General features: G+C 64.7%; 25 protein-coding genes and 1 pseudogene. 18 read left to right on the forward strand and 8 right to left on the reverse strand.

Features of this window, described 5'->3' with window-relative positions; translation table 11 throughout:
* The first annotated feature begins 1 nt into the window (after window position 1).
* The 6 genes from EAX62_RS04015 to EAX62_RS04040 all read left to right on the forward strand — a co-directional run bounded on the left by EAX62_RS04015 (window position 2) and on the right by EAX62_RS04040 (window position 9,197).
* The gene (locus EAX62_RS04015; RefSeq protein ID WP_233557790.1) at window positions 2-904 is read left to right on the forward strand and encodes a carbohydrate ABC transporter permease; all 903 of its coding nucleotides are present in this window, start codon (window positions 2-4) and stop codon (window positions 902-904) included.
* Between the two features lie 10 nt (window positions 905-914).
* Window positions 915-3,038: an alpha-galactosidase gene (locus EAX62_RS04020; protein WP_121900340.1), complete on the forward strand. Its 2,124-nt coding sequence runs from the start codon at window positions 915-917 to the stop codon at window positions 3,036-3,038.
* A 98-nt stretch (window positions 3,039-3,136) separates the two neighbouring features.
* Complete coding sequence (locus EAX62_RS04025; protein WP_121900341.1) at window positions 3,137-6,097, forward strand: DUF5107 domain-containing protein; 2,961 nt, start codon at window positions 3,137-3,139, stop codon at window positions 6,095-6,097.
* Window positions 6,094-7,026, forward strand: coding sequence for a DUF4380 domain-containing protein (locus EAX62_RS04030; protein WP_121900342.1), 933 nt, complete (start codon window positions 6,094-6,096; stop codon window positions 7,024-7,026). Before EAX62_RS04025 ends, EAX62_RS04030 begins: the two co-directional genes overlap by 4 nt.
* Before the next feature lie 342 nt (window positions 7,027-7,368).
* Window positions 7,369-7,965 carry a hypothetical protein gene (locus EAX62_RS04035; RefSeq protein ID WP_121900343.1) on the forward strand — a complete coding sequence of 199 codons (597 nt, stop codon included), beginning with the start codon at window positions 7,369-7,371 and terminating at the stop codon, window positions 7,963-7,965.
* A 371-nt stretch (window positions 7,966-8,336) separates the two neighbouring features.
* Window positions 8,337-9,197, forward strand: coding sequence for an exodeoxyribonuclease III (locus tag EAX62_RS04040; RefSeq protein WP_121900344.1), 861 nt, complete (start codon window positions 8,337-8,339; stop codon window positions 9,195-9,197).
* Window positions 9,198-9,238: 41 nt separating this feature from the next.
* Here the strand turns inward: EAX62_RS04040 and EAX62_RS04045 are convergent, their stop codons facing one another.
* The 4 genes from EAX62_RS04045 to EAX62_RS17295 form a co-directional block, all read right to left on the reverse strand.
* A complete protein-coding gene (locus EAX62_RS04045) occupies window positions 9,239-9,856 on the reverse strand; it encodes a maleylpyruvate isomerase family mycothiol-dependent enzyme (RefSeq protein WP_121900345.1) in 618 nt (205 codons plus the stop codon).
* Between the two features lie 215 nt (window positions 9,857-10,071).
* Window positions 10,072-10,536 (reverse strand): SufE family protein, encoded by a 465-nt coding sequence (locus tag EAX62_RS04050; RefSeq protein WP_199711109.1) that lies wholly within the window; start codon window positions 10,534-10,536, stop codon window positions 10,072-10,074.
* Window positions 10,533-11,429, reverse strand: coding sequence for a sulfurtransferase (locus EAX62_RS04055; RefSeq protein ID WP_121900346.1), 897 nt, complete (start codon window positions 11,427-11,429; stop codon window positions 10,533-10,535). The genes EAX62_RS04050 and EAX62_RS04055 overlap by 4 nt, the downstream gene beginning before the upstream one ends.
* Before the next feature lie 233 nt (window positions 11,430-11,662).
* Window positions 11,663-11,794 (reverse strand): hypothetical protein, encoded by a 132-nt coding sequence (locus EAX62_RS17295; RefSeq protein WP_267897962.1) that lies wholly within the window; start codon window positions 11,792-11,794, stop codon window positions 11,663-11,665.
* A gap of 262 nt (window positions 11,795-12,056) precedes the next feature.
* Between EAX62_RS17295 and EAX62_RS04060 the strand changes: the two genes are divergently transcribed.
* Together EAX62_RS04060 and EAX62_RS04065 are read left to right on the forward strand one after the other, a co-directional pair.
* On the forward strand, window positions 12,057-12,314 hold the full coding sequence (locus EAX62_RS04060) for an SHOCT domain-containing protein (protein WP_121900347.1): 258 nt from the start codon (window positions 12,057-12,059) through the stop codon (window positions 12,312-12,314).
* The gene (locus tag EAX62_RS04065) at window positions 12,311-13,780 is read left to right on the forward strand and encodes a multicopper oxidase family protein (protein ID WP_121900348.1); all 1,470 of its coding nucleotides are present in this window, start codon (window positions 12,311-12,313) and stop codon (window positions 13,778-13,780) included. The genes EAX62_RS04060 and EAX62_RS04065 overlap by 4 nt, the downstream gene beginning before the upstream one ends.
* A gap of 5 nt (window positions 13,781-13,785) precedes the next feature.
* Here the strand turns inward: EAX62_RS04065 and EAX62_RS04070 are convergent, their stop codons facing one another.
* Complete coding sequence (locus EAX62_RS04070) at window positions 13,786-14,307, reverse strand: DUF2127 domain-containing protein (RefSeq protein ID WP_158600511.1); 522 nt, start codon at window positions 14,305-14,307, stop codon at window positions 13,786-13,788.
* Window positions 14,308-14,510: 203 nt separating this feature from the next.
* Between EAX62_RS04070 and EAX62_RS04075 the strand changes: the two genes are divergently transcribed.
* From EAX62_RS04075 to EAX62_RS04100, 6 genes are all read left to right on the forward strand, one after another.
* Window positions 14,511-15,749: an MFS transporter gene (locus tag EAX62_RS04075; protein ID WP_121900350.1), complete on the forward strand. Its 1,239-nt coding sequence runs from the start codon at window positions 14,511-14,513 to the stop codon at window positions 15,747-15,749.
* A complete protein-coding gene (locus tag EAX62_RS04080) occupies window positions 15,746-16,090 on the forward strand; it encodes an ArsR/SmtB family transcription factor (protein ID WP_121900351.1) in 345 nt (114 codons plus the stop codon). Before EAX62_RS04075 ends, EAX62_RS04080 begins: the two co-directional genes overlap by 4 nt.
* A 65-nt stretch (window positions 16,091-16,155) precedes the next feature.
* Complete coding sequence (locus EAX62_RS04085; protein ID WP_456119768.1) at window positions 16,156-16,836, forward strand: response regulator transcription factor; 681 nt, start codon at window positions 16,156-16,158, stop codon at window positions 16,834-16,836.
* The gene (locus EAX62_RS04090; protein ID WP_233557791.1) at window positions 16,833-17,951 is read left to right on the forward strand and encodes a sensor histidine kinase; all 1,119 of its coding nucleotides are present in this window, start codon (window positions 16,833-16,835) and stop codon (window positions 17,949-17,951) included. Before EAX62_RS04085 ends, EAX62_RS04090 begins: the two co-directional genes overlap by 4 nt.
* Before the next feature lie 64 nt (window positions 17,952-18,015).
* A complete protein-coding gene (locus EAX62_RS04095; protein WP_199711111.1) occupies window positions 18,016-18,669 on the forward strand; it encodes a DUF305 domain-containing protein in 654 nt (217 codons plus the stop codon).
* Window positions 18,670-18,703: 34 nt separating this feature from the next.
* Window positions 18,704-19,306: a CueP family metal-binding protein gene (locus EAX62_RS04100; RefSeq protein ID WP_199711112.1), complete on the forward strand. Its 603-nt coding sequence runs from the start codon at window positions 18,704-18,706 to the stop codon at window positions 19,304-19,306.
* Window positions 19,307-19,404: 98 nt separating this feature from the next.
* Here the strand turns inward: EAX62_RS04100 and EAX62_RS04105 are convergent, their stop codons facing one another.
* Complete coding sequence (locus tag EAX62_RS04105) at window positions 19,405-19,740, reverse strand: cupin domain-containing protein (RefSeq protein WP_121900352.1); 336 nt, start codon at window positions 19,738-19,740, stop codon at window positions 19,405-19,407.
* A gap of 285 nt (window positions 19,741-20,025) precedes the next feature.
* Between EAX62_RS04105 and EAX62_RS04110 the strand changes: the two genes are divergently transcribed.
* Both EAX62_RS04110 and EAX62_RS04115 read left to right on the forward strand, forming a co-directional pair.
* Window positions 20,026-20,259, forward strand: a complete 234-nt coding sequence (locus EAX62_RS04110) for a heavy-metal-associated domain-containing protein (protein ID WP_121900353.1) — start codon at window positions 20,026-20,028, stop codon at window positions 20,257-20,259.
* 41 nt (window positions 20,260-20,300) lie between these two features.
* Window positions 20,301-22,307, forward strand: a complete 2,007-nt coding sequence (locus EAX62_RS04115; RefSeq protein WP_121900354.1) for a heavy metal translocating P-type ATPase — start codon at window positions 20,301-20,303, stop codon at window positions 22,305-22,307.
* 126 nt (window positions 22,308-22,433) lie between these two features.
* Here EAX62_RS04115 and EAX62_RS04120 read toward each other — a convergent pair.
* Both EAX62_RS04120 and EAX62_RS04125 read right to left on the reverse strand, forming a co-directional pair.
* Window positions 22,434-22,778, reverse strand: a pseudogene (locus EAX62_RS04120) (YnfA family protein).
* Window positions 22,779-22,927: 149 nt separating this feature from the next.
* Window positions 22,928-23,716: a DeoR/GlpR family DNA-binding transcription regulator gene (locus EAX62_RS04125; RefSeq protein ID WP_233557792.1), complete on the reverse strand. Its 789-nt coding sequence runs from the start codon at window positions 23,714-23,716 to the stop codon at window positions 22,928-22,930.
* 199 nt (window positions 23,717-23,915) lie between these two features.
* Here EAX62_RS04125 and EAX62_RS04130 point away from each other — a divergent pair, with 199 nt between their 5' ends.
* Window positions 23,916-24,959 carry an autoinducer 2 ABC transporter substrate-binding protein gene (locus EAX62_RS04130; protein WP_121900355.1) on the forward strand — a complete coding sequence of 348 codons (1,044 nt, stop codon included), beginning with the start codon at window positions 23,916-23,918 and terminating at the stop codon, window positions 24,957-24,959.
* Window positions 24,960-25,028: 69 nt separating this feature from the next.
* Window positions 25,029-26,555, forward strand: coding sequence for a sugar ABC transporter ATP-binding protein (locus EAX62_RS04135; protein WP_121900356.1), 1,527 nt, complete (start codon window positions 25,029-25,031; stop codon window positions 26,553-26,555).
* The last annotated feature ends 28 nt before the right edge of the window (window positions 26,556-26,583 follow it).

Here is a 26,583-nt window from a genome sequence, read left to right on the forward strand (position 1 = left end):
CGTGACCCTCCCCATCAACCAACACGCACTACAGCCACGGCCGCACACCACGCCGGGAGTGACACTGACTCCCCGTCGCCCCGCCCACCCTTGGCGCGAACCGCTCTTCCACGTCGGCATGGGGCTCGTCTCACTCGTGTGGATCGCACCACTGGTGTTCGTTGCGTTCGTCGCCTTTCGTACGTTCACCGATATCACCAGCAACGGACTCGGCTCCCTGCCACGCTCCTTCAGCGTGGATGGTTTCGTCACCGTCTTCACGGACGGACTGGCAGGCAGAGCGGTGTGGAACAGCGTGATCGTGACCGTGTCCACTGTGTTCTTCACGCTGCTCTTCTCGTCATGGGCCGCCTTTGCGCTGAGCCGGTTCCACATCCCGTGGCGTCGAGGCGTGCTGCTGTTCATGCTCGCCGGCAACCTCCTGCCACCCCAGATCCTCCTGATTCCCGTCTCGCGGATCAGCGAAAGTCTCGGGATCGCCGACACACTTCTGGCGCTCATCATCGTCCAGATTGCATTCGGGCTCGGCTTCTACACATTCGTGCTCCACGGGTTCATGCGCTCCATCCCTGTGGAGATTTTTGAGGCAGCACGGGTGGACGGATCGGGTGAGTTGAGCACGTACATCCGGATCGTCCTTCCGCTCTGTCGACCCTCACTGGCCGCCCTCGGGGCACTGGCCACGACGTGGGTGTGGAACGACCTCATCTGGGCTCTGACCGTCCTGCGCACGGAGACGAAATTCCCGATCACGGCGGCCCTCCTCAACATTCAGGGGGGATTCGTGAGCCAGTGGAACGTGGTGGCAGCCGGTGCCATGGTCGCGGCAGTGCCCACCGCGATCGTGTTCTTCATGTTCCAGAAGCACTTCGTGTCCGGCTTGGCCGTCGGATCCAACAAGTAGGAGGGTGAGCATGAACACGCAGTGGGAACTGCAAACTCGACGCACCGCCTACGTGGTGAGTGTGCTGCCGGACGGTTCCGGGCTGGTGCCAGACCACTGGGGACCGCAGATGGGGGACGTGCCCAGGTGGGCGGAGCCGTACCGATTCTCCGGGTTCACCACCGCGGCCGACGTCACGCCTCTCGAGTATGCGAGCGACGGTCAGAGGCATGCTGCCTTCAGCGAGTTGCTTGTGGCCCGGCCGGACTCCTACACCGGTGCCTGCTGGACAGTTCTGCCAGAAGAGGCGACGTTGACCCGTACCTCCGTCGGGGAGCGGTTGATCGTCCCTCTGCTCGACGAGACGGGCGAGCTCACACTGGAGCTGCGGTTCCAGACTTCCCTCACCCACGACGTTGTCCGCCGCAGTATCACCATGACCAATCGTGGCGGCGAGGCTGTCGAACTGTCACGCGCGTTCTCGGGAGCCTGGAATCTTCCGCTCGGGCAGAAGGTTCGCGTGGACTACTTGGCTGGATCCTGGGCCCGCGAGTTCCAACGGCGATCCATTGACCTCGGGTGGGGCACCTTCTCCATCGGTAGCCGACAGGGGCTGACAGGTCTGCAGTCCAGCCCGGTGGTCACCCTCACCGCCTTGCCCGACATGGACTCGAATGCGGTTCCCGAAGGGGTGGCCTACGGGGTGGCGCTTGACTGGAGTGGTTCCTGGCGGTTGCAGGTGGAATGCTCCCCGGTGGGCCAGCACGTCCGCGTGTCCACCGGGGTACACGAAGACGTCTGCACCGTGGTGCTCGAAGCCGGTCAAACATTCACTTCGCCCGACACCCTGGGCGTCTTCAGCGCACAAGGGCCTGAGGGGGTGATGCAGGCGTGGCACGAGTTCCAAGGGGCGGAGTTGGCACGGGGCTCGGCCGAGAATCGCCGTCCAGTCGTGTACAACTCGTGGATGGCGACGTTCTTCGACGTCACCGTTGAACACCAGAAGCAGCTGGCCCGGATCGCCGCGGACATCGGGGTGGAGACATTTGTTGTGGACGATGGCTGGTTCGTCGGTCGTGCCAGCGATGATGCCGGACTTGGTGACTGGGCACCCGACCCGGCGAAGTTTCCGGCGGGCCTTGCGGAGTTGGCAGAGTACGTCGCCGGTCTTGGGATGAGCTTTGGCATCTGGATCGAACCCGAGGGTGTGAACCCTGACAGCGACCTCTACCGTTGTCATCCCGATTGGGTGTACCGCGCGGGCGAGCGACCGCTGGAGCTCATCCGTCACCAGTACGTGCTGGACCTGGGCCGATCCGATGTGCACGACTGGGTGGCGGACACGCTGCGGAGCCTTGTGAGTTCAACCGGCATCACCTACCTGAAATGGGACATGAATCGTCCCGTCAGCGATGGAGGCAGGCCGGGGGACCGACACGGCCGGGAATGGTCACTGCAACACACCCGCAATTACTACCGCCTTCTTGACATGTTGCGTCTGGAGTTCCCCCATGTCGTGGTGGAAGCCTGTTCAAGCGGCGGCGGTCGGATCGACAATGCAGTTCTGGCCAGGGCGGACGTGGTCTGGGCCAGCGACGAGGTGGGTGCTCGAGACCGACTCGTCATCCAGGACGGATTTCTGTCCGCTTACCCGGCTTCGGCAATGAGTTCCTGGGTCACAGACGATGTTGGCCACCGGGACCGATTGACACCCAGTTTGGGGTACCGATTCGCGGTCGCGATGTGTGGGGTTCTGGGCATCGGGACCGACCTGCTCGCCTGGTGCCAATCGGAGCGCGATACCGCACAGCGAATGATCTCGACGTACAAGGACGTGCGTGCCGTCCTGCACCGCGGGCAACTGCGAAAACACGGGGATGTCAGACTCAACGGCTACTGCCTTGAGTACAACGGCCCGGTGGATGATCCACGTACGGTGCTGATCGTTTTCGACAGGGACCGAGACCGGACCCGGGACCGGGAGATCGTACGTGTCCACCCCTCGGGTCTACTGCCCGGGACTCGCTACAGCATTGGTGGTTCAGGTACGACGATCACCGCAGAAGCCGCCCGGCATCTGGGAATACCCGTCGCGTTCAGCTGGGCGCCCGACGCCGACGTCCTCGTTCTGGCCCCGGTTGATGCCATGGCCTGACCAACTCTGCTCAGGACAGAACCAGAAATCAATTGCCGCACGACAGCGGGTGGCACACCACCCTTGAGCGACCCTGCCCATCAGGGCCAGGAAGGACGATGACCATGGCCACAACAGGTATTCCTCGGCACACCACCGATGTGGATCAGCCGGTGCCAGAAGAGCTCCAGATCCGTCTGGAGTCGGGGGAGGCCGTCGTCTGGCGTCAAACCCTGACCCTGCCGACATACGAGCCCGATGACCCGTCGCAGTACCCGATGTACCTGGACAACCGCGTCTATCAGGGCTCCAGCGGCCGGGTGTACCCGATGCCTTTCGTGGAGGGGGTCGCGCGCACACCGGTACCGCGTGCCTGGCACGCCGTCTTCCTGGAGAACCTTTATGTCCGGGTGGTGGTGTTGCCCGAACTCGGTGGGAGGATCTATTCCGGTTACGACAAGACCACCGGCTACGACTTCTTCTACCGCAACAGGGTCATCAAACCAGCACTCGTCGGACTGGACGGACCCTGGATCAGCGGTGGGGTCGAGTTCAACTGGCCGCAGCACCACCGCCCCGCGACGTACTTCCCGACTGAGGCGGCCCTCGACATGAACGATGACGGCAGCGCGACGGTGTGGTGCGGTGACCATGATCCCTTCGCCCGGATGCATGGCACCCACGGCATCCGGCTGCATGCAGACCGTTCTGTGGTGGAGATACTCGCCCGACTCCACAACCGCACGAACTTGGATCAGACGTTCCTGTGGTGGGCCAACGCGGCGGTCCGGGTACATGATCAGTACCAGTCGTTCTTCCCGCAGGATGTCACCTACGTGGCAGACCACGCGCGTCGGGCGATCACTGCGTTCCCCAAGGCTGATCGCCCCTACTACGGAGTCGATTACCCTCGGCTCGCTGAAGAATGCGCGGGTGCGGACAGGATCGACTTCTACCGAAACATCAAAGCGCCGACGTCCTACATGATCGTCGACACCGACGAGTCGTTCTTTGGCGGCTACGACCACGCCGCCGAGGCCGGGGTGGTCCACTGGGCCGACAAACGGATCTCTCCGGGCAAGAAGCAGTGGACGTGGGGAAACTCGCCGTTTGGTCAGGCCTGGGATCGACACCTGACCGACGAGGACGGGCCCTACATCGAGCTGATGGCTGGTGTCTACACCGACAACCAACCGGACTTCGCATGGCTCAGCCCAGGCGAGGTCAAGCGATTCTCCCAGTTCTGGTATCCCATCCCTGGTATCGGGGTCGCCCACCAGGCAACCGTTGATGCAGCAGTGCACGTCGACCTCACCCGGACGGGTGCCACCTCCAGAGTGGATGCAGCCTTCACTGTCACCCGACCCACCACGGCAGTGTTGCGCATCCGTGACATCCACTGCGGTGTGCTCCACGAGGAGGAGGCGCATCTGGTGCCCGGCGAGGTCGCGCGGATTGGCGTGGAGCTGCCGGAAAGTCTTGATGCGGCACGAGTCCGGGTTCAGCTGTGTGAGGGGGACGACGTCATGCTGGAGTGGAAGCTGGCGACACCGGACGACGCTGAGCCCTGGTCTGCGACGGAGCCTCCTCAGCCGTCCGAGGTTGCCAGCGCCGACGAGCTGTACCTGACGGGACTCCACCTGGAGCAGTATCGGCACCCGACCCGATCGCCACTTCCGTACTGGGCTGAAGCCCTCCGTCGGGATCCCGGCGATGCCCGGGTCAACCTGGCTCTCGCCAGACGCGAGTACCGCGCCGGGAAGTATCGTCGGGCGCGCGACCATGCCGAGGCCGCCGTGGCGCGTCTGACCGTTCGTAACGAGCGGCTCCGGGACACGGAGGCGTACTACGTGCTCGGACTGATCCTTCTCCGGCTGGGTGAGATGGAGGAGGCGGCGAGGCAGTTCGGCCGGGCCGGATGGGACAACGCATGGGTCATGCCTGCGGGTTTCGAAACGGCGTCGATCCTCGCCCGGAATGGTCAGCATGCTCGGGCGCTTGCTGAGGTCGAATTACTGCTCCTGCACGGGGCCGAGCATCCACGGCTCGTCGCTCTACGTGTCATTGTGCTCCGCCGGCTCGGACGACTCGACGAGGCCGGCGTGCTGCTCCGCGCAGCACGCTCCGACAGCCGCGTGGATGATGTGCTCGCGTTCCTTGCCGATGGCGCGCTGCCCACCGACGGGAACTTGCTGGTGGACCTCGGACTTGATCTGGCTGCGGCGGGGGAGCACATTGAGGCGTTACGCGTCTGGCAGGCCGCCACCATGAGCCCCGTTGTGGTCTCCGGCAACGCCCGTCCGGTCGCCCACTATTTGATGGCAGCAACTCATCAGCTTCTGGGTGACGCCACGTCGGCAGCCCTGGACCGTTCGCTGGCAAGGGCTGCGGACCGGCGGTGGGCCTTTCCCGTCGGTTTGGATGCGCACGACGCACTGGTCGCAGCGATTGCCGCCGAGCCCGATGATGCAGTCGCGCGGTTACTGCTGGGCATGCTGCTCTACGACGCCGGCCGCAGGAGTGAGGCGCAGGAACTGTGGGAGGAGGCGGTCAGCGGGGGACTGGCTGACGCCGTGCTCTTGCGCAACGCGGGACTGGCCGCGTACAACGTCACGGGGGACGACGAGCGATCGTGGGTGTGCTTCATGAAGGCGCGAGAGTTGGCTCCTGAAGACGCTCGGCTTCTCTACGAGCAGGACCTGCTGGCCGAGCTGCTCGGGCATCCCGTTTCGGAGCGCCTGCAGCGGCTGGAGTTGGCAGCGACTCTGGTGGGGCGGCGCGACGATCTTGTGGTGCGCTACGCCAACCTGTTGACCGTCTCGGGGCGGGCCAGTGAAGCGCTGGTGTGGATTGAATCCAGGCAGTTCCAACCCTGGGAGGGCGGGGAGGGTGAGGTTCTCGGAGCCTGGGACGCTGCCCGGGATGCACTCGGGCTCCCGCGTGAGGATCCTCCGCTCAACCTTGGTGAGGCCCGGCCGGTGGCGATTCCCCCTGTAGCTGTCCACGACGACGGCCACACTGATTACTTCGCCACCAGCCTGCCGGAGCGTCTGCTGTTCCATCGGATCAACCCTCGATGAGCTCACAGGACGTGGTGTGGCTCCAGGCAGGGACCATCCGGCTTGGAGTCATGCCGCGTCTTGGGGGAAGGATGGTCTCGATGTGCTTTGGCGGTCACGAGTTCCTCTGGCGCAACCCTGCGTTACTGGGCCCGAAGCTGGAACTGCTGGCCGAGGCCCTCCAGCCGCTGGCCGGAGCGGGATTCTCGGACTGGCAGAACTGGGGCGGGGACAAGACGTGGCCGGCGCCCCAGGGCTGGTCTGGCCCAGACGAGTGGCCGGGGCCACCCGACGCCGTCCTGGATGCGGGTCATTACCGAATTCTGGAGAAGACTCGGGATCGGGTAGTGATGGAGAGCGGTTTCGACTCCCGGAGTGGGTTGCGGATCCGGCGAGACCTCCATATTTCACCGGATGAGTCGGTCAGTGTGACGGCGACGTTGACCAACGAAACATCACGGCGTGTTCGTTGGGCAACCTGGGGGGTGACCCAACTCGCGTTCGACGCCCGAGATGTGCGAAACGACGAGAGCGCGATCCTCGTGGACGTCATCGGGCGCGAGGAACCGCGGGTGTTGTTCGCCCCTCTGGGTGAAATGGCGTACACGTTGTCACAGGGAGTGGTCCGCGTTCCGTTCGGAGAGACCGTTGGGAAGATCGGATTCCGGAGCCCCGCGGGACGTGTCCGACTCCAGAGGTCGGGGCAGCCGACCCTGATCCTTGACTTCGACGTTGCCACGCAGTCGGTCTATCCGGACGACTGCCCCTTCCAACTGTGGATGCAGACCGACCACGGGGGGCCTCTGCCAGGCCTTGATGGTCTCGAGGCAACCGCGCGCTTGGTCGAGTTCGAGCCGCTTTCCCCGCTGACCGACCTTGATCCAGATGAATCAGTGACGCTGACCAGTCGTTGGAGCGTCAAACCCGCGGAACCGACGAGCCAGGCGTAACGGTGGTGCCGCCCCGGCCAACCTTGCGTCATACGTGCTTGTCGAAGTTCTGCCCCTTTCCCTCGTCAAACGAACGGCTCATCCGGCGTGCCGCGGGGGTCGAACTCCGTTCAACTCCATGATCAGGATCCGTCGTCGCACGTACTCGCCGATCGCGTGTAGTGCCGCCGAAATGGTCCAGTTGGTCACTCGCCACTGCATCTGGAGCGGTGAACGGTACGAGAATCGGAGCGTTTCTCGACTGGTCTCCTCGGGCGCCGACGAACATCAGATGCATTCTCGGGACGCTGGCGCACGTGCGAGACCAACGTGTGGTGGCGCTGCTGACTAGTCTGGGGGTCAATGACTGACGTACCGAAACCCCGCCGCCCCGCATTGCGGGACTCAGCCGCGCTCGACGCCATGGCAGTGGGCACCGACCCGGTGGCCCAGCTGCACGCCGCCCACGAAACAGCTGCGGTCCTGCTGGGCGTTGGGCGTGCGGGCACCGACCCTCAGGTGACAAGACGTCTGATGGCAGTCGTGGATGAGGTGGGGATCACCACGCTCGCCGATTTGTGGGCCACTCGTCCTGCTCGCTCGTTGCCCGGCGTCTTGTACCGGCTCTACATCATGCGGGAGTGGGTGTTGGCCGATCTCGACGCCGCGGCCCGCGAGTATGCGGCAGGCGTCCACTACTCCGAGCCCAACCATGCTGTTGCCGGTGCAGATCCCACCGGCCCCGAAGAGGTGCGCTCCGTCATCGACGACATTCTGCGAGGCGTCTTCGACGGCGACTTCGGCATTGCTATGGAACGCGCGGCCGCCTTCACGCGCGTGGTGTCGGCGGGAAGAGATTTTCTACGTACCGCGGACGAACAGGCATCGGGGCGGCTGATGGCTCTGGCTGACGACTTGGCCGCGAGCGCACGGCTGTGGCGCTCAGGCACCCTCGACTGAATTTCCCCTTCGGTTTTGGCAGCGGTGGGGTAGTCTCATTGTCGCGTCGAGCCGCGGTAGCCCCGGGCTCCAATATTCGCCGCTCTGAGCGGCCACTCGCCGTGAGGCGCTCCCGGCTCGGCGCTCCACACGTCGGGGGTTCGACAGGGGCACCGAGTGGATCGGGCACCCGCTGTCGCCTGCGCCAAGCGGTTAGTCCGAATTGTCACAGCCACGGCGGGCCCAGCCAGACTCAGGTTGATGTTGAGGTCACGCTTTCACTCTGCAGGAATACAGACCGATGCCGCCGCTCTTCAACTGACTGATGATGGCACGTTGAAGTGATGTGTTCCCGGGTAGCGCATCCACGCCCGGCGGGTAGCCTCACGAAGATGAGGATCGCCACCTGGAACGTGAACTCCGCCAAGCAGCGGATGCCGCGGTTGTTGACGTGGCTGGAGGCGCGCCAGCCCGACGTCGTCTGCCTTCAAGAGACGAAGCTGACTGATGTGGCATTCGCCGATCTCCTCAACGAACCGTTGGGTGATCTCGGTTATGAGGTGGCTCACCACGGTCAGGGGGGATTCAACGGCGTGGCGCTGCTCTCGCGCGTCGGTCTGGCCGATGTGGAGCGCGACTTCCCCGGCCAACCCGTCTTCCGCGGCGACACTGAGGCGCGAGCGATCAGCGGCACCTGCGACGGCGTGCGCATTCACAGCCTGTACGCGCCCAACGGGCGCGAGGTGGACTCCGACCATTACGCCTACAAGCTTGAATGGTTCGACGCCCTCGCGGCGGCCATCGCCGCTGGCCCGGCAGCGGTGGCGCTGTGTGGCGACATGAACGTCGCGCCCGCCGATGCCGACCTGTTCGACCCCGCCGCCTGGGTCGGCCAGACCCACGTGACTGTTCGGGAACGGCAACGCCTGGCCGCTCTGGGCCTGATCGACGTGACGCGTGTCCACTGGCCGGAGCACCCACGACTGTTCTCCTACTGGGACTACCGTGCTGGGATGTTTCACCAGGACCTGGGCATGAGGATCGATCTCGTCCTGGCCTCCCCGCCGGTGGCGGAGCGGGTCGCGGCAGCATGGGTGGACCGTGCCGCGCGCAAGGGAAAGCTCCCCAGTGACCACGCGCCCGTCATCGTCGATCTGGACGAGGCCCCGGACGGGGACATCGGTCCCGTTGTCCCGCCACCGTCGAATCCCAGGCGCACGGGAAGGACAAAACTTCCACATGCACTGGACTGAGGAGGGCACCAACCATCCTGCCCCCGGGAGGGCCTGTGTTGTCAGTGGACGAGACGAGAGGCCACCACCGGCAGTCCTGGACCGCCCAACTCCCCGTTGGCATGCACCCGTCCGGTGATCGCCATCAGGATGGCCTCCGCGGGTCCCGTAACCTCCGGTCCCGAGCCGTGACTCCAGTCCAGGTCGGTCGGCGCAAGGCGTACACCTCGGGCCAGGCGTCGTCCCGGCAGCTCAGGGCTGCGCACGGCGTCCTTCAGCACGCACAGCAGTCGATCAGTCGGAATCCGGCGTGGCTCACCCAGCGGCCGGCGGATGTCTTGGTGGTGGATGGTGGCATCGAGTAGTGCGAGCCTGCCCCCAAAGGTTGTGGCCAGCCCCTGTGGCCTCAGATGAGCCCGCAGCATGGTGAGGAGTTGCTCGGTACTCAGTGATGCGAGTTCGTCAACGCCCACCTGATTGATGTGAACGAACCGGCTGCGGATGGCACGTCGGAGCATGCCAAACAGGCTGACGTTGTCGAAGCTCATGACATGGGCGACCACGTCCCGCACGCGCCAGCCCTCACACAGCGACGGTGCCTCCCACTGCCCGGGCGTCAGAGTCGCCAGAAAATTGGCCAGGTCGAGGCGCTCGGCTGTGGCCATCTCGAGAGCGTTCACTGCACCACTTCCTCACTGCCCATTCTCGATGGAAGAGAGCCTGCCGTTAGCGGCCCGGTGATGAGAAAATTATACGTTCGCAAGCCCGCGATCAGGACTTCGCGTGGGGTCGTGGTTCCTGCTCGACGCACATCGTGGAACCATTCGACGGCGGCGTGAGCGTCTGCCTGCCTGCCTGCCTGCCTGCCTGTCTGCCTGCCTGCCGGCCGTGGCGCTCAGCCGGCCATCTTCTCCTGCACCTGACGCTTGATCCGGAAGAGCATGGCAGCCATGCCGCGGAGCCGCAGCATCGAGACGGCCTCACCCAGACCGAGGTGGTCCGTGAAGTCCATCGGTACTGCGAGCACCTCGGCGGCGCTGAGCCCGTCCAACCCTTCGTGCAGGATGCCGGCGAAACCACGTGTCGTCGGCGCCTCCGGGGGAGCGGAGAAGTACAGGTGCACGACGGCGTCCCCGTCGTCGCCCTCGACCTCGACGTGGAGGAAGATCGGCGACTGGCATTCCGGTACCGGCTCGAGAAGTTCGGGATGCTCGGCGTAGCGCTGGGGCAGTGGAGGCAACCCGTCGCTGAACTCCAGCAGCAGCTGCAAGCGGTCGGGGATTTCGAGGTCGTTGAAGTCCTCGACCACCTGGGCCAGCGCCGGGGGCAGTGACCGACCGTTCGGCTGCTGCTCGCTCACCGCGCGACCTCCCCGGGCTCCGCGCCCTTGACGATGGGGACCCGCACCAGGTTTCCCCACTCCGTCCAGGAACCGTCGTAGTTGCGCACGTCCTCGAAGCCCAGCAAGTGTTTGAGGGCGAACCAGCTGTGGGCGGAGCGTTCCCCGATGCGGCAGTACGCCACGACCGGCTCGCTCGGATCAAGTCCCTGCTCGGTGAGGTAGATCTGCTCGAGCTCGGCGCGCGAGCGGAACGTGCCGTCGTCGTTCGCGGCCTTCGCCCAGGGCACCGACACCGCACCGGGGATGTGCCCGCCGCGCAGCGCACCCTCCTGTGGGTAGTCGGGCATGTGCGTGCGCTCTCCCGTGTACTCAGGTTCCGAGCGCACGTCGACGAGTTGTCCGCCGAGGAAGTCGAGCACCGCCGGTAGGTACGCTCGCTCGACTGAGTCATCGCGGTCGACGACGGGGTAGTCAGTGGGCTCCCGGCTCTCCACGGCGCGTGTCATGGCCCTGCCCTCGGCCTGCCAGAGTGCGCGTCCGCCGTCGAGCAGCCGCACGTCCTCGTGGCCGAAGAGAGTGAACACCCACATCGCGTAGGCGGCCCACCAGTTCGACTTGTCCCCATAGACGACGATCGTGGTGTCCCGCGTGATGCCCTTGGCGCTCATGAGCCGGGCAAAGGCCTCACCGTCGATGTAGTCGCGGGTGACGGGGTCATTGAGGTCGAGATGCCAGTCGATCTTCACGGCGCTCGGGATGTGGCCCACCTCGTAGAGCAGCACGTCCTCGTCGGACTCCACAACGACGAGGTCCTCGCTGCCCAGGTGGCGCTCCAACCACTTCGTGCCCACTATGCGTTGCGGGTGGGCGTAGTCGGCAAAGCGCGCGTCGTCATCGAAAGGCATGGTCATGGGGCAACCTCCAGGTCCGAGAATCTGCTGATCATCCTCGCACCTTTCGCAACCGTCCCTTGATTGGCGATGGATCCGTCCCACGTCGCGACCCGGCACAGGACGTCTGGCTCCACTCCTCTGCTGACTCCGACTGTGCTGAGGTACGAGGATGTGCATGAGCGTCGAGACCACCGTTGACCGATCCAGACTGTTTTCTGGCGTTGTCGCTCTGCCGCACCTGCTGCTCGGTCTCAGTAGTCGCCGAGGCGCCGTTCGGCTGTGAGGTTCTCCTGAGCCCAGGCCTCCAGTTCCTGTAGCGCAGGCGTGAGCGCCTGGCTGCGTTTCGTGAGCGTGTGGAGCACCGACAGAGGGGGGCCTCCCACGCATCCACGAGGACGACGCTCTCTCCTGGGCGTGAATCGCGGCGCGGGGGAGTCTTCGCTACGTCTGATTCTTGTCGATGCGCCGGCTCCCTCGTCGCGTGGTTGGGCAGATGCCGGACTTGTTCCGCCGTCACATGATGCGGAGGTCGGGGCCTGAATGAAGATCTGGTGAAGACGCGCTCTGAGCCTTGTCCCGAGGTGAGGAGAGGCCTACTGTCGATGGCATGGATACCCGCCGGGGTATCAAGGTCGGGAGGGGCAGATGATGGGCGGCTGGAATGGGATGGGGGGCGGGATGGGGTGGAGCTGGTTGTTCCTGGCCGTCCTGGTTGCGGGAGTGGTGCTTCTTGTGGTGCTGCTCGTGATGATGCTGGTGCGCGGCTCGAGAGCTGGGAGGTCGGATTCCCGACCGATGGGGCGGAGCCGGGCCCGCGAGATCCTTGACGAGCGGTACGCCCGAGGTGAGATCGATACTGCCGAGTACCAGGACCGTCTCCAACAGCTGGGCGAGCACGGATGAGGGACGGAATCAATCGTCGTCAGACGCTCCAGATGGGTGCCGTCGGGGCTGCCGGGATTCTGGTCGGTGGCGTGGGACTGTCCCAGACCGGTCTGCCCTGGACGGCGGGATCCTTGGGGAGCACCCCGAATTCAGGACGGGAGTTGGTGCAGCCGGCAGAGTTGCGCAGCCGGGATGGCGTATTGCGTACCGAGCTCGTCGCCTCGCGGACGGAGGTGGACATCGCCGGAGTCGCGGGGCGCATGCTGACCTACAACGGATCCGTTCCCGGGCCGACGTGGATTCTCCGGCCGGGTGACCGGCTCGAGGTGCGGCTGGTGAACAACCTGGATGAGCCCACCAATGTGCACACGCACGGCCTCGCCGTGTCGCCGGAGGGCAACGGGGACAACCCGTTCCTGAGCATCGGTCCCGGCGAGAACTTTGACTTTCGTTTCGACGTGCCGGCGGATCACCCCACCGGCGTGTTCTGGTACCACCCGCACCATCACGGCTCGGTGCCCGACCAGGTCTTCGGCGGCCTCTACGGCACCATCCTCGTCCAGGACGAACACGAGGCGCCCTCTCCCCGTGACAGGGTCCTCGTCATCTCGGACGTCACGCTCAGTAGTGATGGAGCCGTCGCTCAGGTCTCCCATGCACAGACCATGAACGGACGGGAGGGCGAGCTCCTGCTGGTGAACGGCCAGTCCCAGCCCCTGCTGTCGGCACGGCCGGGCGAGCTCGAACGGTGGCGAGTGGTCAACGCCTGCACCTCCCGCTACCTGCGCCTCGCAGCGCCGGGTCAGGACATCTGGCTGGTGGGCATGGATTCCGGCCACGAGAGGACTCCTCGACCCGTTGACGACGTGCTGCTCGCGCCGGGGAACCGGGCCGACCTGCTGGTGAGGATGCGGCGCGGGACAGGTGAACTGGCCACCCTTGGATACGACCGTGGGCGCGGGATGATGGGGATGGTGGGCAGCGGAGATCTTTCCGGTCCCGCCACCCTGGCCACGCTCGTTGTGGACGGTGACGACCTGCCCATCGATGGACGGGTGAGTGCACAACGGATACCGGACCGGGACCTGCGCGATCGTGGCCCGGACAATCGCCGCGACATCACCATGACCATGGGCATGCAAGGGATGGGCGCAGGGATGGTATTCGGCTTCGACGACCGGCCCTTCGACGGTGAACGCACCGACCAGAGCGTGACCACCGGCACGGTGGAGGAGTGGACGATCCGCAATCCCACGACCATGGACCACCCCTTCCACCTGCACGTCTGGCCGATGCAGGTCGTCGAGGAACATGGAAGGAGTGTCGACGAACCTATGTGGCGTGACGTCGTCAACGTGACGGCAGGTGGATCCATCAAGGTGCTCGTGGACTTCGCCCGCCACCCGGGCCGCAGCGTCTACCACTGCCACATCCTCGACCATGAGGACGCCGGCATGATGGCCGTCGTGGCGTCAGGTGGGTGATGGGGCTAGCTGGAGGTGGTCAAGGTGCGGGTCTTGCGTACTCGGTATTCGTGGAGTGTGAGCCAGACGATGAAGATGTCGAAGGCGGTCAGTAGTGCCATCCCGGTGGTGAAGCCCATCACCAGTTGGTAGCTCTGGTAGGCGATGAAGACCAGTACGAATGCAATCATCCAGGGATAGGCCCACAGCTTGTCCTTGAGTACCGCCCAAACCAGCACGATTTTCACGAGCCCATGGAGGAGCAGGTACACGGCCCCGAACAGGGATGACGACACGCTCATGGTGCTCGTGTAATGCCGCAGGGCATTGGCAATGAGGTCGTTGGGGTCCCCCGAGAGTTCGTGCTGTGTCAGGAACCGGGTCAGCGAGTTGAGCCGGGCTGGCGAGACCACCAACAGCAGGACCCCGCCCATGAGTTCCAGGACCCCGTCCAGGCCCTTGAGGAGGAGGCTGATCCGAAACGTGCGGTCGAGCAGTGTTGGTGCGGCCTCCACGCCGTTGGCCGGGCTGCTTGCTGGTTGACTCACACCCACTCCTCAAAGTAACAGTGCCCATGGATCACGAAAGGGACGGGGATGCCTTCGTCCGTCGCGGCAGTGGTCCTGCGACAGCATCTCGAGTCCTGATTGCTGGATCGACCGATGTGGACCGGGGTGCCCCCAACTGCTCGGCTCTTCAGTCCTTGAATGCGCAGTTGCGCAGTTATGCAGGTATATAGAAGTCTAGAGGCATGCTTCGCGTCTTGAGCAACCCCGTTTATCGTCGGCTGTTCCTTGCCCAGATTGTTGCTCTGACGGGGACGGGTCTGGCGACGGTGGCGTTGGGGCTGTTGGTCTACCAACTGGACCCGGGGAACGCGGGTGGTGTTCTGGGGACGGCGCTGGCCGTCAAGATGGTGGCCTACGTCTTTGTTGCTCCGTTGGCTGCGGCGGCTTTGGCCCGGTTGCCGCGTCGGGCGGTCATGGTGGGTGCCGACCTGGTGCGGTTGTTGGTGGCAGTGTCGTTGCCGTTCGTCGGGCAGGCGTGGCAGGTGTACGTGCTGATTTTCGTCCTGCAGGCGGCATCAGCGACGTTTACCCCGACGTTCCAGTCCGTGATCCCGGACATCCTGCCGGGGGAGGAGGACTACACATCAGCCCTGTCACTGTCCCGTCTTGCATACGATCTGGAGGCGGTCCTGTCCCCGATGCTGGCTGCTGTGCTGTTGCTGGTGGTGCCGTCGACGGCTTTGTTCTTCGGAACCGGGATCGGTTTCGCAGGCTCCGCGGTGCTGGTGGTGTCGACCGTGCTGCCGCGGCGCGACACGCCTTCGGATGGGGTGCCGGAGATGCCGTTCGGCCAGCGGGCCCGCAACGGCATCGTGCTGTTCCTGAAGACCCCCGGGTTGCGCCCTGTCCTGGCGCTCAACCTGGCGGTGGCGGCGGCGGGGGCTTTCGTTCTTGTTCAGACCGTTGTGATTGCCCGCAGCACCTTTGATCAGGGAGATGCCATGGTGGCGCTGCTGCTGGCGGCCAACGGTGCAGGGTCGATGGGTGCAGCGATCGCGCTGCCGCGTGTGTTGCGCCGCTGGACAGAGCGGTCGGTGATGCTCGGTGGTGCGGTGCTCCTGACGTTGGCGACGGGGTTGATCCCCCTCGCCCTTTCCGCGCCGAGACCCACCGTGGGCCTGACGGTGGTCGCCGGATTGTGGATCCTGGTGGGTATCGGCTGGGCGGCTGTCGAGACCCCTGTGGGTCGCCTGATTCGGCGCGGTGTCGCCTCCCGTGACCTGGCGGCTGCGTTCGCGGCCCAGTTCTCGCTCTCCCACGCGTGCTGGCTGGTCACCTACCCCGTCGCGGGGTGGCTGGGGGGGATCAGCCTGACCGTCACAGCCCTCGCGCTGGCCGGTGTGGCGGGTTGCGCGACACTGCTGTCGGCGTGGTTGTGGCAGCGCACTCCGGTGAGTGAGCATGGCATGGTGGGGTCATGACATTCGTCGCCACCACGTTGCCCGGGATTCCGCGCGATGCTGACCTCGACGTCGCTGTTGATGTCCTGCGCCTGCTCGCGGAGCGGACACGGTTGGCGATTCTGGCCATGCTGGAGGGGACCGAGATGTCGGTGACTGACATCGCCGGAGCCCTCGGCCGGCCCGGTCCGGCCGTGTCCCAGCACTTGGCGAAACTACGCTCGGGTGGCCTTGTGGTGTCGCGCCGTGATGGCACCACCATCTACTACGGCCAACCCGACGAACACGTCGCCGCGCTTGTCACCAACGTCCTCCAGCACACCGAACACGTTGTGTACGACACACCGCCTCACCACTCATGAGCGCGACGCGGGCAGCCTTGGGTTCGGCGGGGGCAATGCAGGAGCCTCACAAGAAGCCCACAGCTGTGCCTCGTGTCTTGGTCATCGAGGACGAACAGGTGTTGGCCGGGACGGTGGTCAACTATCTGGGTCGCGCCGGGTTCGACGCACGGGCCGTCCACACCGGTCCTGACGGCGTGGATGCCGCCCTCGAGTGGCGTCCCGACGTGGTGGTTCTCGACCTGGGGCTGCCCGGCCTCGACGGTATGGAGGTCTGCCGACGGCTGCGGACCTTCTCCACCTGCTACGTCATCATGCTGACAGCGCGCGTGGAGGAGGAGGACACACTCGAGGGTCTGGCCGCCGGTGCCGACGACTACATGAGCAAGCCCTTCAGCGTCCGCGAGCTCGTGGCCCGGGTGGAGGCGCAACTGAGGCGTCCCCGCGCGCCGGGACTGGCTGCCGATCGGGTCTTCGGTGACCTGGTCATCGACCCTGTGAGCCGTCAGGTCAGGGTGGGCCAGCTGCTCGTGGAACTGACGGCCACCGAGTTCGACCTGCTGGATGCCCTGTCCTCGCAACCCCGGCTCGCCCACTCCAGGCGGCAGCTCATCGATGCCGTCTGGGGCAGCCATTGGGGAGGCGATGAGCACCTCGTCGACGTGCACATCGGCAACCTGCGCCGCAAGCTGGGGGACTCGGCCGCAGACCCGCTCTACGTCACCACCGTCCGCGGCCACGGCTACCGGATGGGGCAGGGCGCGTGAGGCAGGGCAGCGGGTCCCTTGCGCGCCGGCTGTTGGTGGGACAGAGCCTGGTGGTGCTGGGCATGACTGTGAGCATCGTCGTTGCTGCGGCGCTCGTGGGCCCCGCAGTGTTCAACGACCACATGCGTCGCGCAGGTCATGGCGACCAGCCTGATGTGCTGGAACATGCGCAGGAAGCCTTCTACTCTGCCGGGTTGCAGTCCATCGGGATCGGGCTCCTGGTTGCTGCCGTCGGAGCGCTGCTGGTGAGCGTGGTCACCACAAGGCGGCTGGGGCGTTGGTTGGACGCTCTCGGCAGAGGTGCGCTACGCGTGTCCGCGGGCCGCTACGACCAGCCGGTGCAGCTCGACGGGTCGAGCCCGGAGTTGGAGCGGGTGGCCGACGCGTTCAATGGCATGTCCGCCCAGATCCAGACGACCGAAGCACGGCGGCGCACACTGCTCACCGATGTCGCGCACGAGCTGCGAACCCCCATCGCCGCCATCGACGTCACTCTGGAAGCACTCGAGGACGGCGTGCTCATCCCGGGCCCCGACACCTATGCCACGCTCCGGGCGCAATCTGCGCGCCTGGCTCGGCTCGCCTCCGACATTCGGGACGTGAGCACCGCAGAGGAGGGCCGTCCGCGCCTGTCACTGGAGGACATCAGCACGGCGAATGTCCTGGAGGCATTCGCACGACAGTGGACACAGCGCTTCGCGGAGGCAGGTGTGGGACTGGTGATCCCTGCCGGACCCGGCGTCACCATCCATGCGGACCGGGCACGCATCGGGCAGGTGCTGGACAACCTCCTGGCCAATGCTCTGCGACACACCTTTTCCGGGGGGCACGTCGAGGTTCGGTGCTCCGTGAGCGACGGGCTTGTGCTGGTTGAGGTGGTGGACGATGGCGAGGGCATCGACCCGAGAGCGTTGCCCCACGTCATGGAACGCTTCTACCGCGCCGACCCCGCCCGGTCCCGCGCTGACGGTTCCGGGACAGGAGTGGGACTGGCCATCGCGCGGGCCATCGCCCGCGCCCACGGCGGCGATCTGCAGGCGCACAGCGACGGGCCGGGAAGAGGCGCCACCTTCACTCTGTCACTGCCTTCTTCACCAAACCTTCACCGTTCCTGACGAGGGATCGCTTCGACGCCGGGCACGCTGGAAACCACTTCGTCCCCGCTCCAGAGGAAACATCGTGAAGTCATCAACTCGTGTCGCCGCCGTGCTCGTGGGCGCCATGCTTGCCATCAGCCTCGCTGGATGCGCAGCCAACCCGCCCGCAGCCCCTGAGGCAACCACCAGCGTCCCCGCTGCCACAGCCACCTCGACCGCGTCTGTCGCACAGCCGACGAGCGATCCCCCGTCCGTCGTCGACGCAGAGCACAACGATGCCGATGTGACATTCGCCCAGATGATGACGATCCATCACCAGGGTGCCCTGGAGATGTCAGAACTTGCCGCTCAGCAGGCCGCATCATCCGAGGTCAAGGAGGTTGCCGCGACGATCGAGGGGGCCCAACTGCCGGAAATCCAGCTGATGCAGAGCTGGCTGAGCGCGTGGGGGGAACCCGTGGAACCGGGCGGTCATGCCGGTATGGACCACGGGGGCATGGACATGAATGGCAAGTCGCAGGAGCAGGTCATGGCCGAGCTCCAGGAGGGGACCGGCACCGAGTTTGACAACCAGTTCCTGTCGTCCATGATCGCCCACCATGAGGGGGCCGTCGCGATGGCGGAGGAAGAATTGCGTGACGGCAACAATCCTCAGGCACTGGAACTGGCGCAACGCATCATCGACGCGCAGCAGATCGAGATTCACCAGATGCAGGAACTCCTGCAGAACCTGTGACCACGCAACGACGACAGAAGGACATTGACGCACCATGAACCGCGCACGCACCGCTCTCCTGACTGCTGTTTCCCTGCTCAGCCTCGGAGCCGTGGCCGGATGCTCCGCCTCAACCGGGCCGACGCCCGCACCTTCGGCGACCTCGCACACCGTCGCCGGTGACGCTGAGGCGATCCTGGCCTCGCGCGGACTTTCCGGCAAGAGCCCGCAGGAAGTTGTTGAGGCTCTGGACCAGGATCCGACTGCCCGACCGCTCCCTCTGATGGCATCGGTCCGCTACGACGAGGTGACGCTTGACGACGGCACCACCCAGGCGACGCTGCCGCTCGACGGCGACGAGTTCTACATCTCGGTGGCGCCCTATGAGAGCCGCACCCACGACTGCTACTTCCACAGCCTCGGCACCTGCCAGGGTGAGCTGACCAACACCGATGTCCACGTCACCGTCGTCTCTGAGGACGGCGAAACCCTCGTGGACGAGGACGCCACCACCTACGCCAACGGATTCGTCGGTTTCTGGGTTCCCAAGGACGTCAGTGGCACAGTCACCGTGACCAAGGACGGCAAGACCGGGGAAGTGGCCTTCTCCTCCGACAAGGAAGGTGCCACCTGCATCACGACGCTGCAGTTGGTCTGACCCCCTCGGGAGTCATCACCTTGTGACGCGGCCCCGCCCAGCGATTGTTCGAGCATCGACCGCAAGCCCCTCGTTCCCGCAAGGCCCGATCCACGGGATCAGCGAGGAGGCATCATCACCGTCAGCACGAACGTGGTGTCGGTTTCTGCTTCGATGCCGTGCCGCGCGTCCGGCACCACCAGGTAGTCCATCTCGCGACCGGACCACCTGTCCTCACCGCTGGTCAGCCACAATCGGCCACTGATCACCAGCAGGGTCGCCTCACCGGGGTTGGCGTGCTCCGCCAGTGTGGTTCCCTCCCGCATGGCGATCACGGTCTGGCGAAGTTGTTTCTCATGACCGCCGAACACCGTCTGCGAGGCCCGGCCACTTGACGCCGTCGCTGCCTGTTTGGCCAGTTCACGCGACTTTGCCGCCACGTTGAGCTTGTTCATGGTTGAACCCTTCTGGGCGCCATCCGGGGTGGGCGTGCCACACCCACAAGGTACCGCGGTTCCCGGTGGTCCACCCTTGTCATGGCAGTTTTGTCGCCGTCGGTGAGGACGGATCCACCGACGGGTTGGGCACGTTGCGCCCCGATTCACGGATGGGCCGAGGGGTGAGCCTCATGCCGGGAGAACCCGCCAGCTGGACTTGACGTTGGTCAAGGTGGCCCCGGGGCTTCTCTCGTACTTTGAAGATGTCGAACACACCAGACATCAACGAACAGGACTCAGATCATGACTGCCATCACCACCACCCACACCAGCCTCCGCGCCGAAGGCTTCTCCTGCCCCTCCTGCGTCGCCAAGATCGAGAAGCAGGTCGGCCGTCTCAAGGGCGTCGAATCCGTGAAGGTCCATTTCGCCTCCGCGCGGATCGAGGTCGACCACGACCCGGACGTCACCTCCGTCGACGACATTGTCGCCGCGGTGGCAAGGGCGGGATACACCGCCCGCCCCTCGGCATTCTGACCCACCCCACCATCGACAACCTCACGAAGGGACGCACGGCAGTGAACAGTTTCCGCACGTGGCTCCACGGCAAGTGGGCCATCCCCGTCATCTCCGGCCTGCTGATCATCGCCTCCTGGGCGGTGGAACGCATCGCAGGAGGCGTGTACAACCCCATCATCACTCCGCGGTGGTGGATCGACGCCGGAACGCACGCCACCGGCGCTACGTTCTTCACCCTCGCCGATGTCTTCATGCTCGCCGCGGCGGTCGCCGCAGGCTACGGGATCATCCTCAAGGCGATCAGCGCCCTGGCGGTGAAGTACATCAGCATCGACCTGCTGGTCTCCGTCGCCGCCATCGGTGCCATCCTCATCGGCAACTTCTGGGAAGCAGCCGCGGTCACCTTCCTGTTCACCATCGGTCACGCCCTGGAGGCGGCGACGCTGAACAAGACCCGCTCAGCTCTGGCGGAACTCGTCGCGGTGGCCCCCGATGTTGCCATCGTCATGCGTGACGGCGCTCAGGTGGAGGTCCCGGCCGCCGAGGTGCGCATGGGTGAAATCGTGCTGGTCAAGAGCGGCGCCAAGGTGCCCGTTGACGGCGAGGTCGTCTCTGGCACCGGCGCCGTCGATGAGGCATCCATCACCGGTGAGTCCATCCCCGTGGAGAAGGTCGCGTCCGACGCAGTCTTCGCCGGGACCGTCTCCCGTGGCGGCTTCCTGCAGGTGCTCGCCACGGGTGTGGGCGCAGACACGACCCTCGCCCGCATCATCCACCGCGTGGAGGAGGCGCAGGACAGCAAGGCCAAGACCCAGGCCTTCATCGATCGCTTCTCGAAGTGGTACACACCCGGTGTCATGCTGCTGGCGGTGGTGGCCGGGCTTGTCACGGGCGACATCGTGCTGGCCCTCACATTGCTGGTCATCGGGTGCCCCGGTGCGCTGGTCATCTCCATCCCGGTGGCGATCGTCGCCGGCATCGGCCGCTCCGCCCGCAACGGCATCCTCATCAAGGGCGGTGAGTACCTCGAGACCTCCGCCAAGATCTCCGCCGTTGCGGTGGACAAGACGGGCACCCTCACCAAGGGCACACCCAGCCTGACCGACATCATTGTGCTGGACGCGACGTCGAGCAGCAGCGATGTGCTTCGATGGGCAGCCGCGGCCGAGGCCGGTTCCGAGCACCCCCTGGCCCGCCCCATCCTTCAGAAAGCCGTGGACGAGGGCGTGGCGCCGCGCGGCATCCCCGGCGACGTGACACCGGTCCCCGGCAAGGGCATTGTCTCGGACGTGGACGGCAGGCGCGTCCTGGTCGGCAACTCGGCGTTGCTGGAGGAGTACGGCATCCGCGACGATGTGGGCGCGGCCCGTCAGGCTGAGGACCTCGCCGCCCACGGCAGGACGGCCATGATCGTGGCGGTCGAGGACAACGTCATCGGGCTCGTCGCCGTCGCTGACGAGGTCCGTGAGGATGCGGCCGAGATGGTCCGGCGCCTTCACGCCGCAGGGGTTGAGAAGGTCGTCATGCTCACCGGCGACACCCGGCTCGTGGCCGAGTCCATCGGCAGGGCCACCGGCATCGACGAGATCCACGCCAGCCTCCTGCCCGAGGACAAGCTGGATGCCGTCGCAAATCTGCAGGCCCAGGGCCACACCGTGGCGATGGTTGGCGACGGCGTGAACGACGCCCCCGCCCTGGCCATCGCCGATATCGGCGTGGCGATGGGTGCGGCCGGCTCGGCTGTCGCCGTCGAGACCGCGGACATCGCACTCATGGGCGACAACCTGCTGAAGCTGCCCGAGGCCATCAGCCTGGCCAAGCGCACCGTCACCGTCATGCAGCAGAACATGGCGATCTCGCTGATCACGGTTGTGGCGCTGCTCGTCGGTGTCTTCGCCGGCGGGGTCACGATGTCGATCGGCATGCTGGTGCACGAAGGCTCGGTACTGATCGTGATCATCAATGCGATGCGGCTGCTGCGCAACACCAAGGGCATCACCGCAATGTCCAAGGGCGAACGGGTGCCGGCAACGTCTCCGGTCACATCCGATCGGGTCGACGCCTGAGCCTGCCCAGGGCGGGAGATGATTCGGCCATTCGCCCGAGGACACCATCCCCCGGCGTGCAGGGGCGCGCAGGGGAAGGCGGGACCCGCTGTAGCCAAGTCTACGAGCATCCCGAATCGTCGGCCGTCAGGCGCTCCTGGGTGCGGACAGGATGACCGCCACTCCAGCGAGGCAGAGGAGGGCGCCGGCGACATCGCAGTGGTCCGGACCGAATCCGTCAACGACCATCCCCCAGGCCAATGATCCCGCCACGAAGACGCCGCCGTACGCGGCGAGGAATCGTCCAAAGTTCGCGTCCGGTTGGAGCGTCGCCACGACGCCGTAGAGACCGAGGGCAATCACACCGAGGCCAATCCAGATTCACCCGCGGTGTTCCCGAACGCCCTGCCACACCAGCCATGCGCGCCCGATCTCAGCCACTGCTGCCAGGACGAACAAAAGGAGCGACCGGACGCCCAACACGCTCCTCATCCCAGCGATCAGCGAAGTTTCACTCGAAGAGGGACGCTGAAGGCATCCACGCTCCTCCGACGCCTGTGAGTCCATGTCCCCCCTGACGTCCCCACCAACGCAACAGCTGGCAGTATCAGTCCCTGACGTCTCGGTCTGGTCCGTTTCATTCACACCCTGGGGTGGACCGGAGCCTGAATGATGGGGATGTCGAAGCGTGAAGCCCGTAGTGCATCAAGCATCGAGTCCGTGATGCCCGCCGTGAAGGCAGTCAGGTCAAACACTTTGAACAGGGCCTCGCGGCCGAACTTCGAGCTGTCAGCCACGAAGAAGGCCTCGCGCGCGATCGACAGCATCTGTCTCTTCACCTCGACTTCGTAGCTCGTGGAGTGATGCAGGCCATCCTCGGCAACAGTGTCACAGCCCATGATTGCCACGTCTACGCGAAGATTGGCTAGTTGTTGTACGGAGGTGGGGCCCCACATGGCGTAGGAGTCGGGCAGCAATTCTCCACCGATAAAAACGAGGTGAGCAGAGCGCCTCCGCGCGATCTCCAGCCCGATCCGCAAGTCACTGGTGACGACCGTCACCCGCTCATGCTTCAGGTGGCGAGCAACTTCAAGGGTGGTCGTACCAGTGTCCAGCAGGATCGTCTGGCCGTCCAACACCCGTTCCGCCATAGCTTTCCCGATGGCGGCCTTTTCGGGCAGATGCAGGGCTTCCTTGAAGTGATTGGGAGTCTCTGCCTGCTTCACCAGCGTCGCTCCTCCGTGCGTCCGCCGCAGAAGATCCATCGCTTCGAGCTGTGTCAGGTCGCGCCTGATGGTGGCTGGAGTGACGTCAAAACGGAGCGCAAGGTCACGGACAGATTGGAACCCCTCATCCTTTAGGACGTCGACGATCTCTGCTTGTCTGGACATGTTCTCCCTCAGTTTCGGTGCCACGAACACTAGCTCCATGTGAACATGTCCTGTCCCAAAACGCACATTTTTTGTTAGTTTTCATACGTGAACCTGTTCGTTACCAAAAATTTATGTGTGGTTTTGCTTGACGAGTACCCACAACTGGTCTAGCTTCACTCTCAAGCAAGCAAGGTGCGTCGTCAGCGAAGATGCTGAACCCTCGCAGGCATTAACTCGTTCACGAAGGAGTCAACGAATGACACGCAAGTATCTACTTCGGGGTGGCGCACTGGTCGCCGGCCTGTCGTTGGCGCTGACCGGGTGTGGCACCGTCGGTGAAACGTCACCCACCCCCGGCCAGTCCACCGATGGTGCCAGCAGCGGCGATGTGGTGATGGTGACAGTCGTCAAAGCGCAGACCATCCCCTGGTTTCAGCGTATGGAGCAGGGGGTCAAAGCCTTTGCTGAGCGCACAGGCATCGATGCACGCCAAGAAGGAGCTGACGACGTCAGTCCCGAGAAGCAAGTGCAGATTGTCCAGGATCTGATCGCACAGAAACCAACCGCCATCACAGTGGTTCCCAACTCACCGGAGGCACTCGAGAGCGTTCTGACGCAGGCTCGGGAGCAGGGAATCATTGTTGTCTCACATGAGGCCACCGGCATCAAGAACGTCGACGTTGACATCGAGGCCTTCGACAACGTGGCCTACGGGTCGGACATCATGAAGAACCTCGGTGAGTGCACCGGGGGCAAGGGTGAGTACGTCCAGTTCGTCGGCGGTCTGACCGCGAAGACCCACATGGAGTGGGTGGGGGCTGCTTACGATTACCAGCAGGAGAAGTTCCCGGAGATGAAGCGTGTCGAGACCCCGATCGAGAGCACCGATGATCAGGACACGGCCTACCAGCGCGCCAAGGAATTGCTTGCGAAGTACCCGAACCTCGCAGCCTTCCAGGGGTCTGCGGGCAACGATGTGCCCGGCATCGCCCGCGCCGTTCAGGAAGCAGGTCTGGAGGACAAGGTCTGCGTGATGGGGACTTCGATCCCGTCGGTGGCCAACCAGTACCTGGCCGACGGCTCCATCGACAAGATCTTCTTCTGGGACCCAGCCCTGGCAGGCGAGGCACAGTTGCAGATTGCCAAGATTCTGCATGAGGGAGGCAAGATCGCCGCCGGCACAGACCTCGGTATTGAGGGATACAACGACTTGCAGCCGATGGAGGGCTTCGACAATGTGTTCGTCGGGGCTGCCCAGGTCGCAGCCGACGCGGAAGCCGCAAAACAGTTCGACTTCTGACAGTTCCTGATCTTGGGGGCGTCCGGCGGAGAACCGCTGTGCGCCCTCAAGGCCTTGAGGAGTGCATTTATGACCACCAATGTCGAATTTGGAGCGAGCGTAGACGCCGCCCCACCCGTTCTGAGCGTGCACGGTCTTGCCAAGCGTTTCGGCGGCGTCGTCGCACTGCGCGACGTGTCACTGGAACTGCGCCCTGGTGAGGTGCACTGTCTGGCGGGCGAAAACGGATCCGGCAAGTCCACGCTCATCAAGATCATCTCGGGGGCCGAGTTCCCTGACGGTGGGCAGATAGTCGTCGACGGTGAAAGCCGAGAGCGGATGGACACTACCTCCGCGATCGAGACTGGCATCCAAGTCATCTATCAAGACTTCTCGCTGTTTCCCAATCTCACGGTGGCGGAGAACATCGTCCTCACTTCGGCGGTGGCCCAACGCCATAAGTTCCACAACGCGCGCCGTGCGCGTGCACAGGCCAAGGAGATTGTTGAGGAACTCCAACTGGACCTCGACCTCGACGCTGACGTGGGCAACCTCTCTGTGGCCAACCGGCAACTCACCGCCATCTGTCGTGCAATGATCAGCCGCGCACGCGTGATCATTATGGATGAGCCCACCACCGCGCTGACTCACGCAGAGGTGACAAACCTCTTCGTGCTCGTGGACAAGCTCAGAGACCGCGGTGTCGCACTCCTTTTTGTGTCACACAAACTCAACGAGGTGCTTCGCATCTCGCAGCGTGTGACAATCATGCGTTCCGGAGCGGTTGTCACGGCTGGCCCGGTCGAGGACTTCGACATCAAGTCGATCACGAAGTTCATGACTGGCCTCGACATTGACGACGTGCGAACCCTCCCTGAACTTTCTCCCGAGGCTGAAGTTCGGCTGGAAGTGGTCGGCCTGACATTGCCGGGCGCCTTCTGGGATGTGAACTTTCAAGTCCGAAAGGGCGAGATCCTAGGCATCACAGGCCTCCTCGGTTCGGGTCGCACGGAAATTGCGGAGTCCCTCTTCGGGATCGTGCCAGCGGAGCGGGGCACGGTGCGTGTCGACGGCGAGTCCGTCGCCATCGGAAGCATCCGCGACGCTGTCAGCGCGGGTATCGGTTACGTGCCGGAAGACCGACTCACCCAGGGGTTGTTTCTCGAAAAATCCATCGCCGACAACATCGTGGCGAGCTCACTCAGCGAACACAGAACCAAATGGCGCGTCCTCGATCGCCGGCGGATCCGCGCCACTATCGATGAGCTGTTTCAGAAGCTTCACATACAGGCGCCCAATGCGAAGGCTGCAGTACGCACCCTCTCGGGGGGTAACGCCCAGCGTGTGGTCCTGGCAAAGTGGCTTGCGACCAACCCAAAGATCCTGATTCTCAACGGCCCAACCGTCGGAGTCGACGTCGGGTCGAAGGCCCAGATCCTTGACCTGCTCCGCGAACAGGCTCGCCGAGGGATGGCCGTCATCGTCATCTCCGACGACGAGCCGGAGTTGGTGGCGTGCTGTCACCGCGTGCTCGTGGTGACCAAGGGTCGTGTGTCCGGAGAACTCGCCGGCGACGACGTGTCCGTCGAGACAATTCAACAGAGCATGGCGGTCTGATGCCCTCTTTAAGAAGACTTCAAGGTAG

The sequence above is a fragment of the Tessaracoccus antarcticus genome, assembly GCF_003688855.1.
Lineage (GTDB): Bacteria > Actinomycetota > Actinomycetes > Propionibacteriales > Propionibacteriaceae > Arachnia > Arachnia antarctica.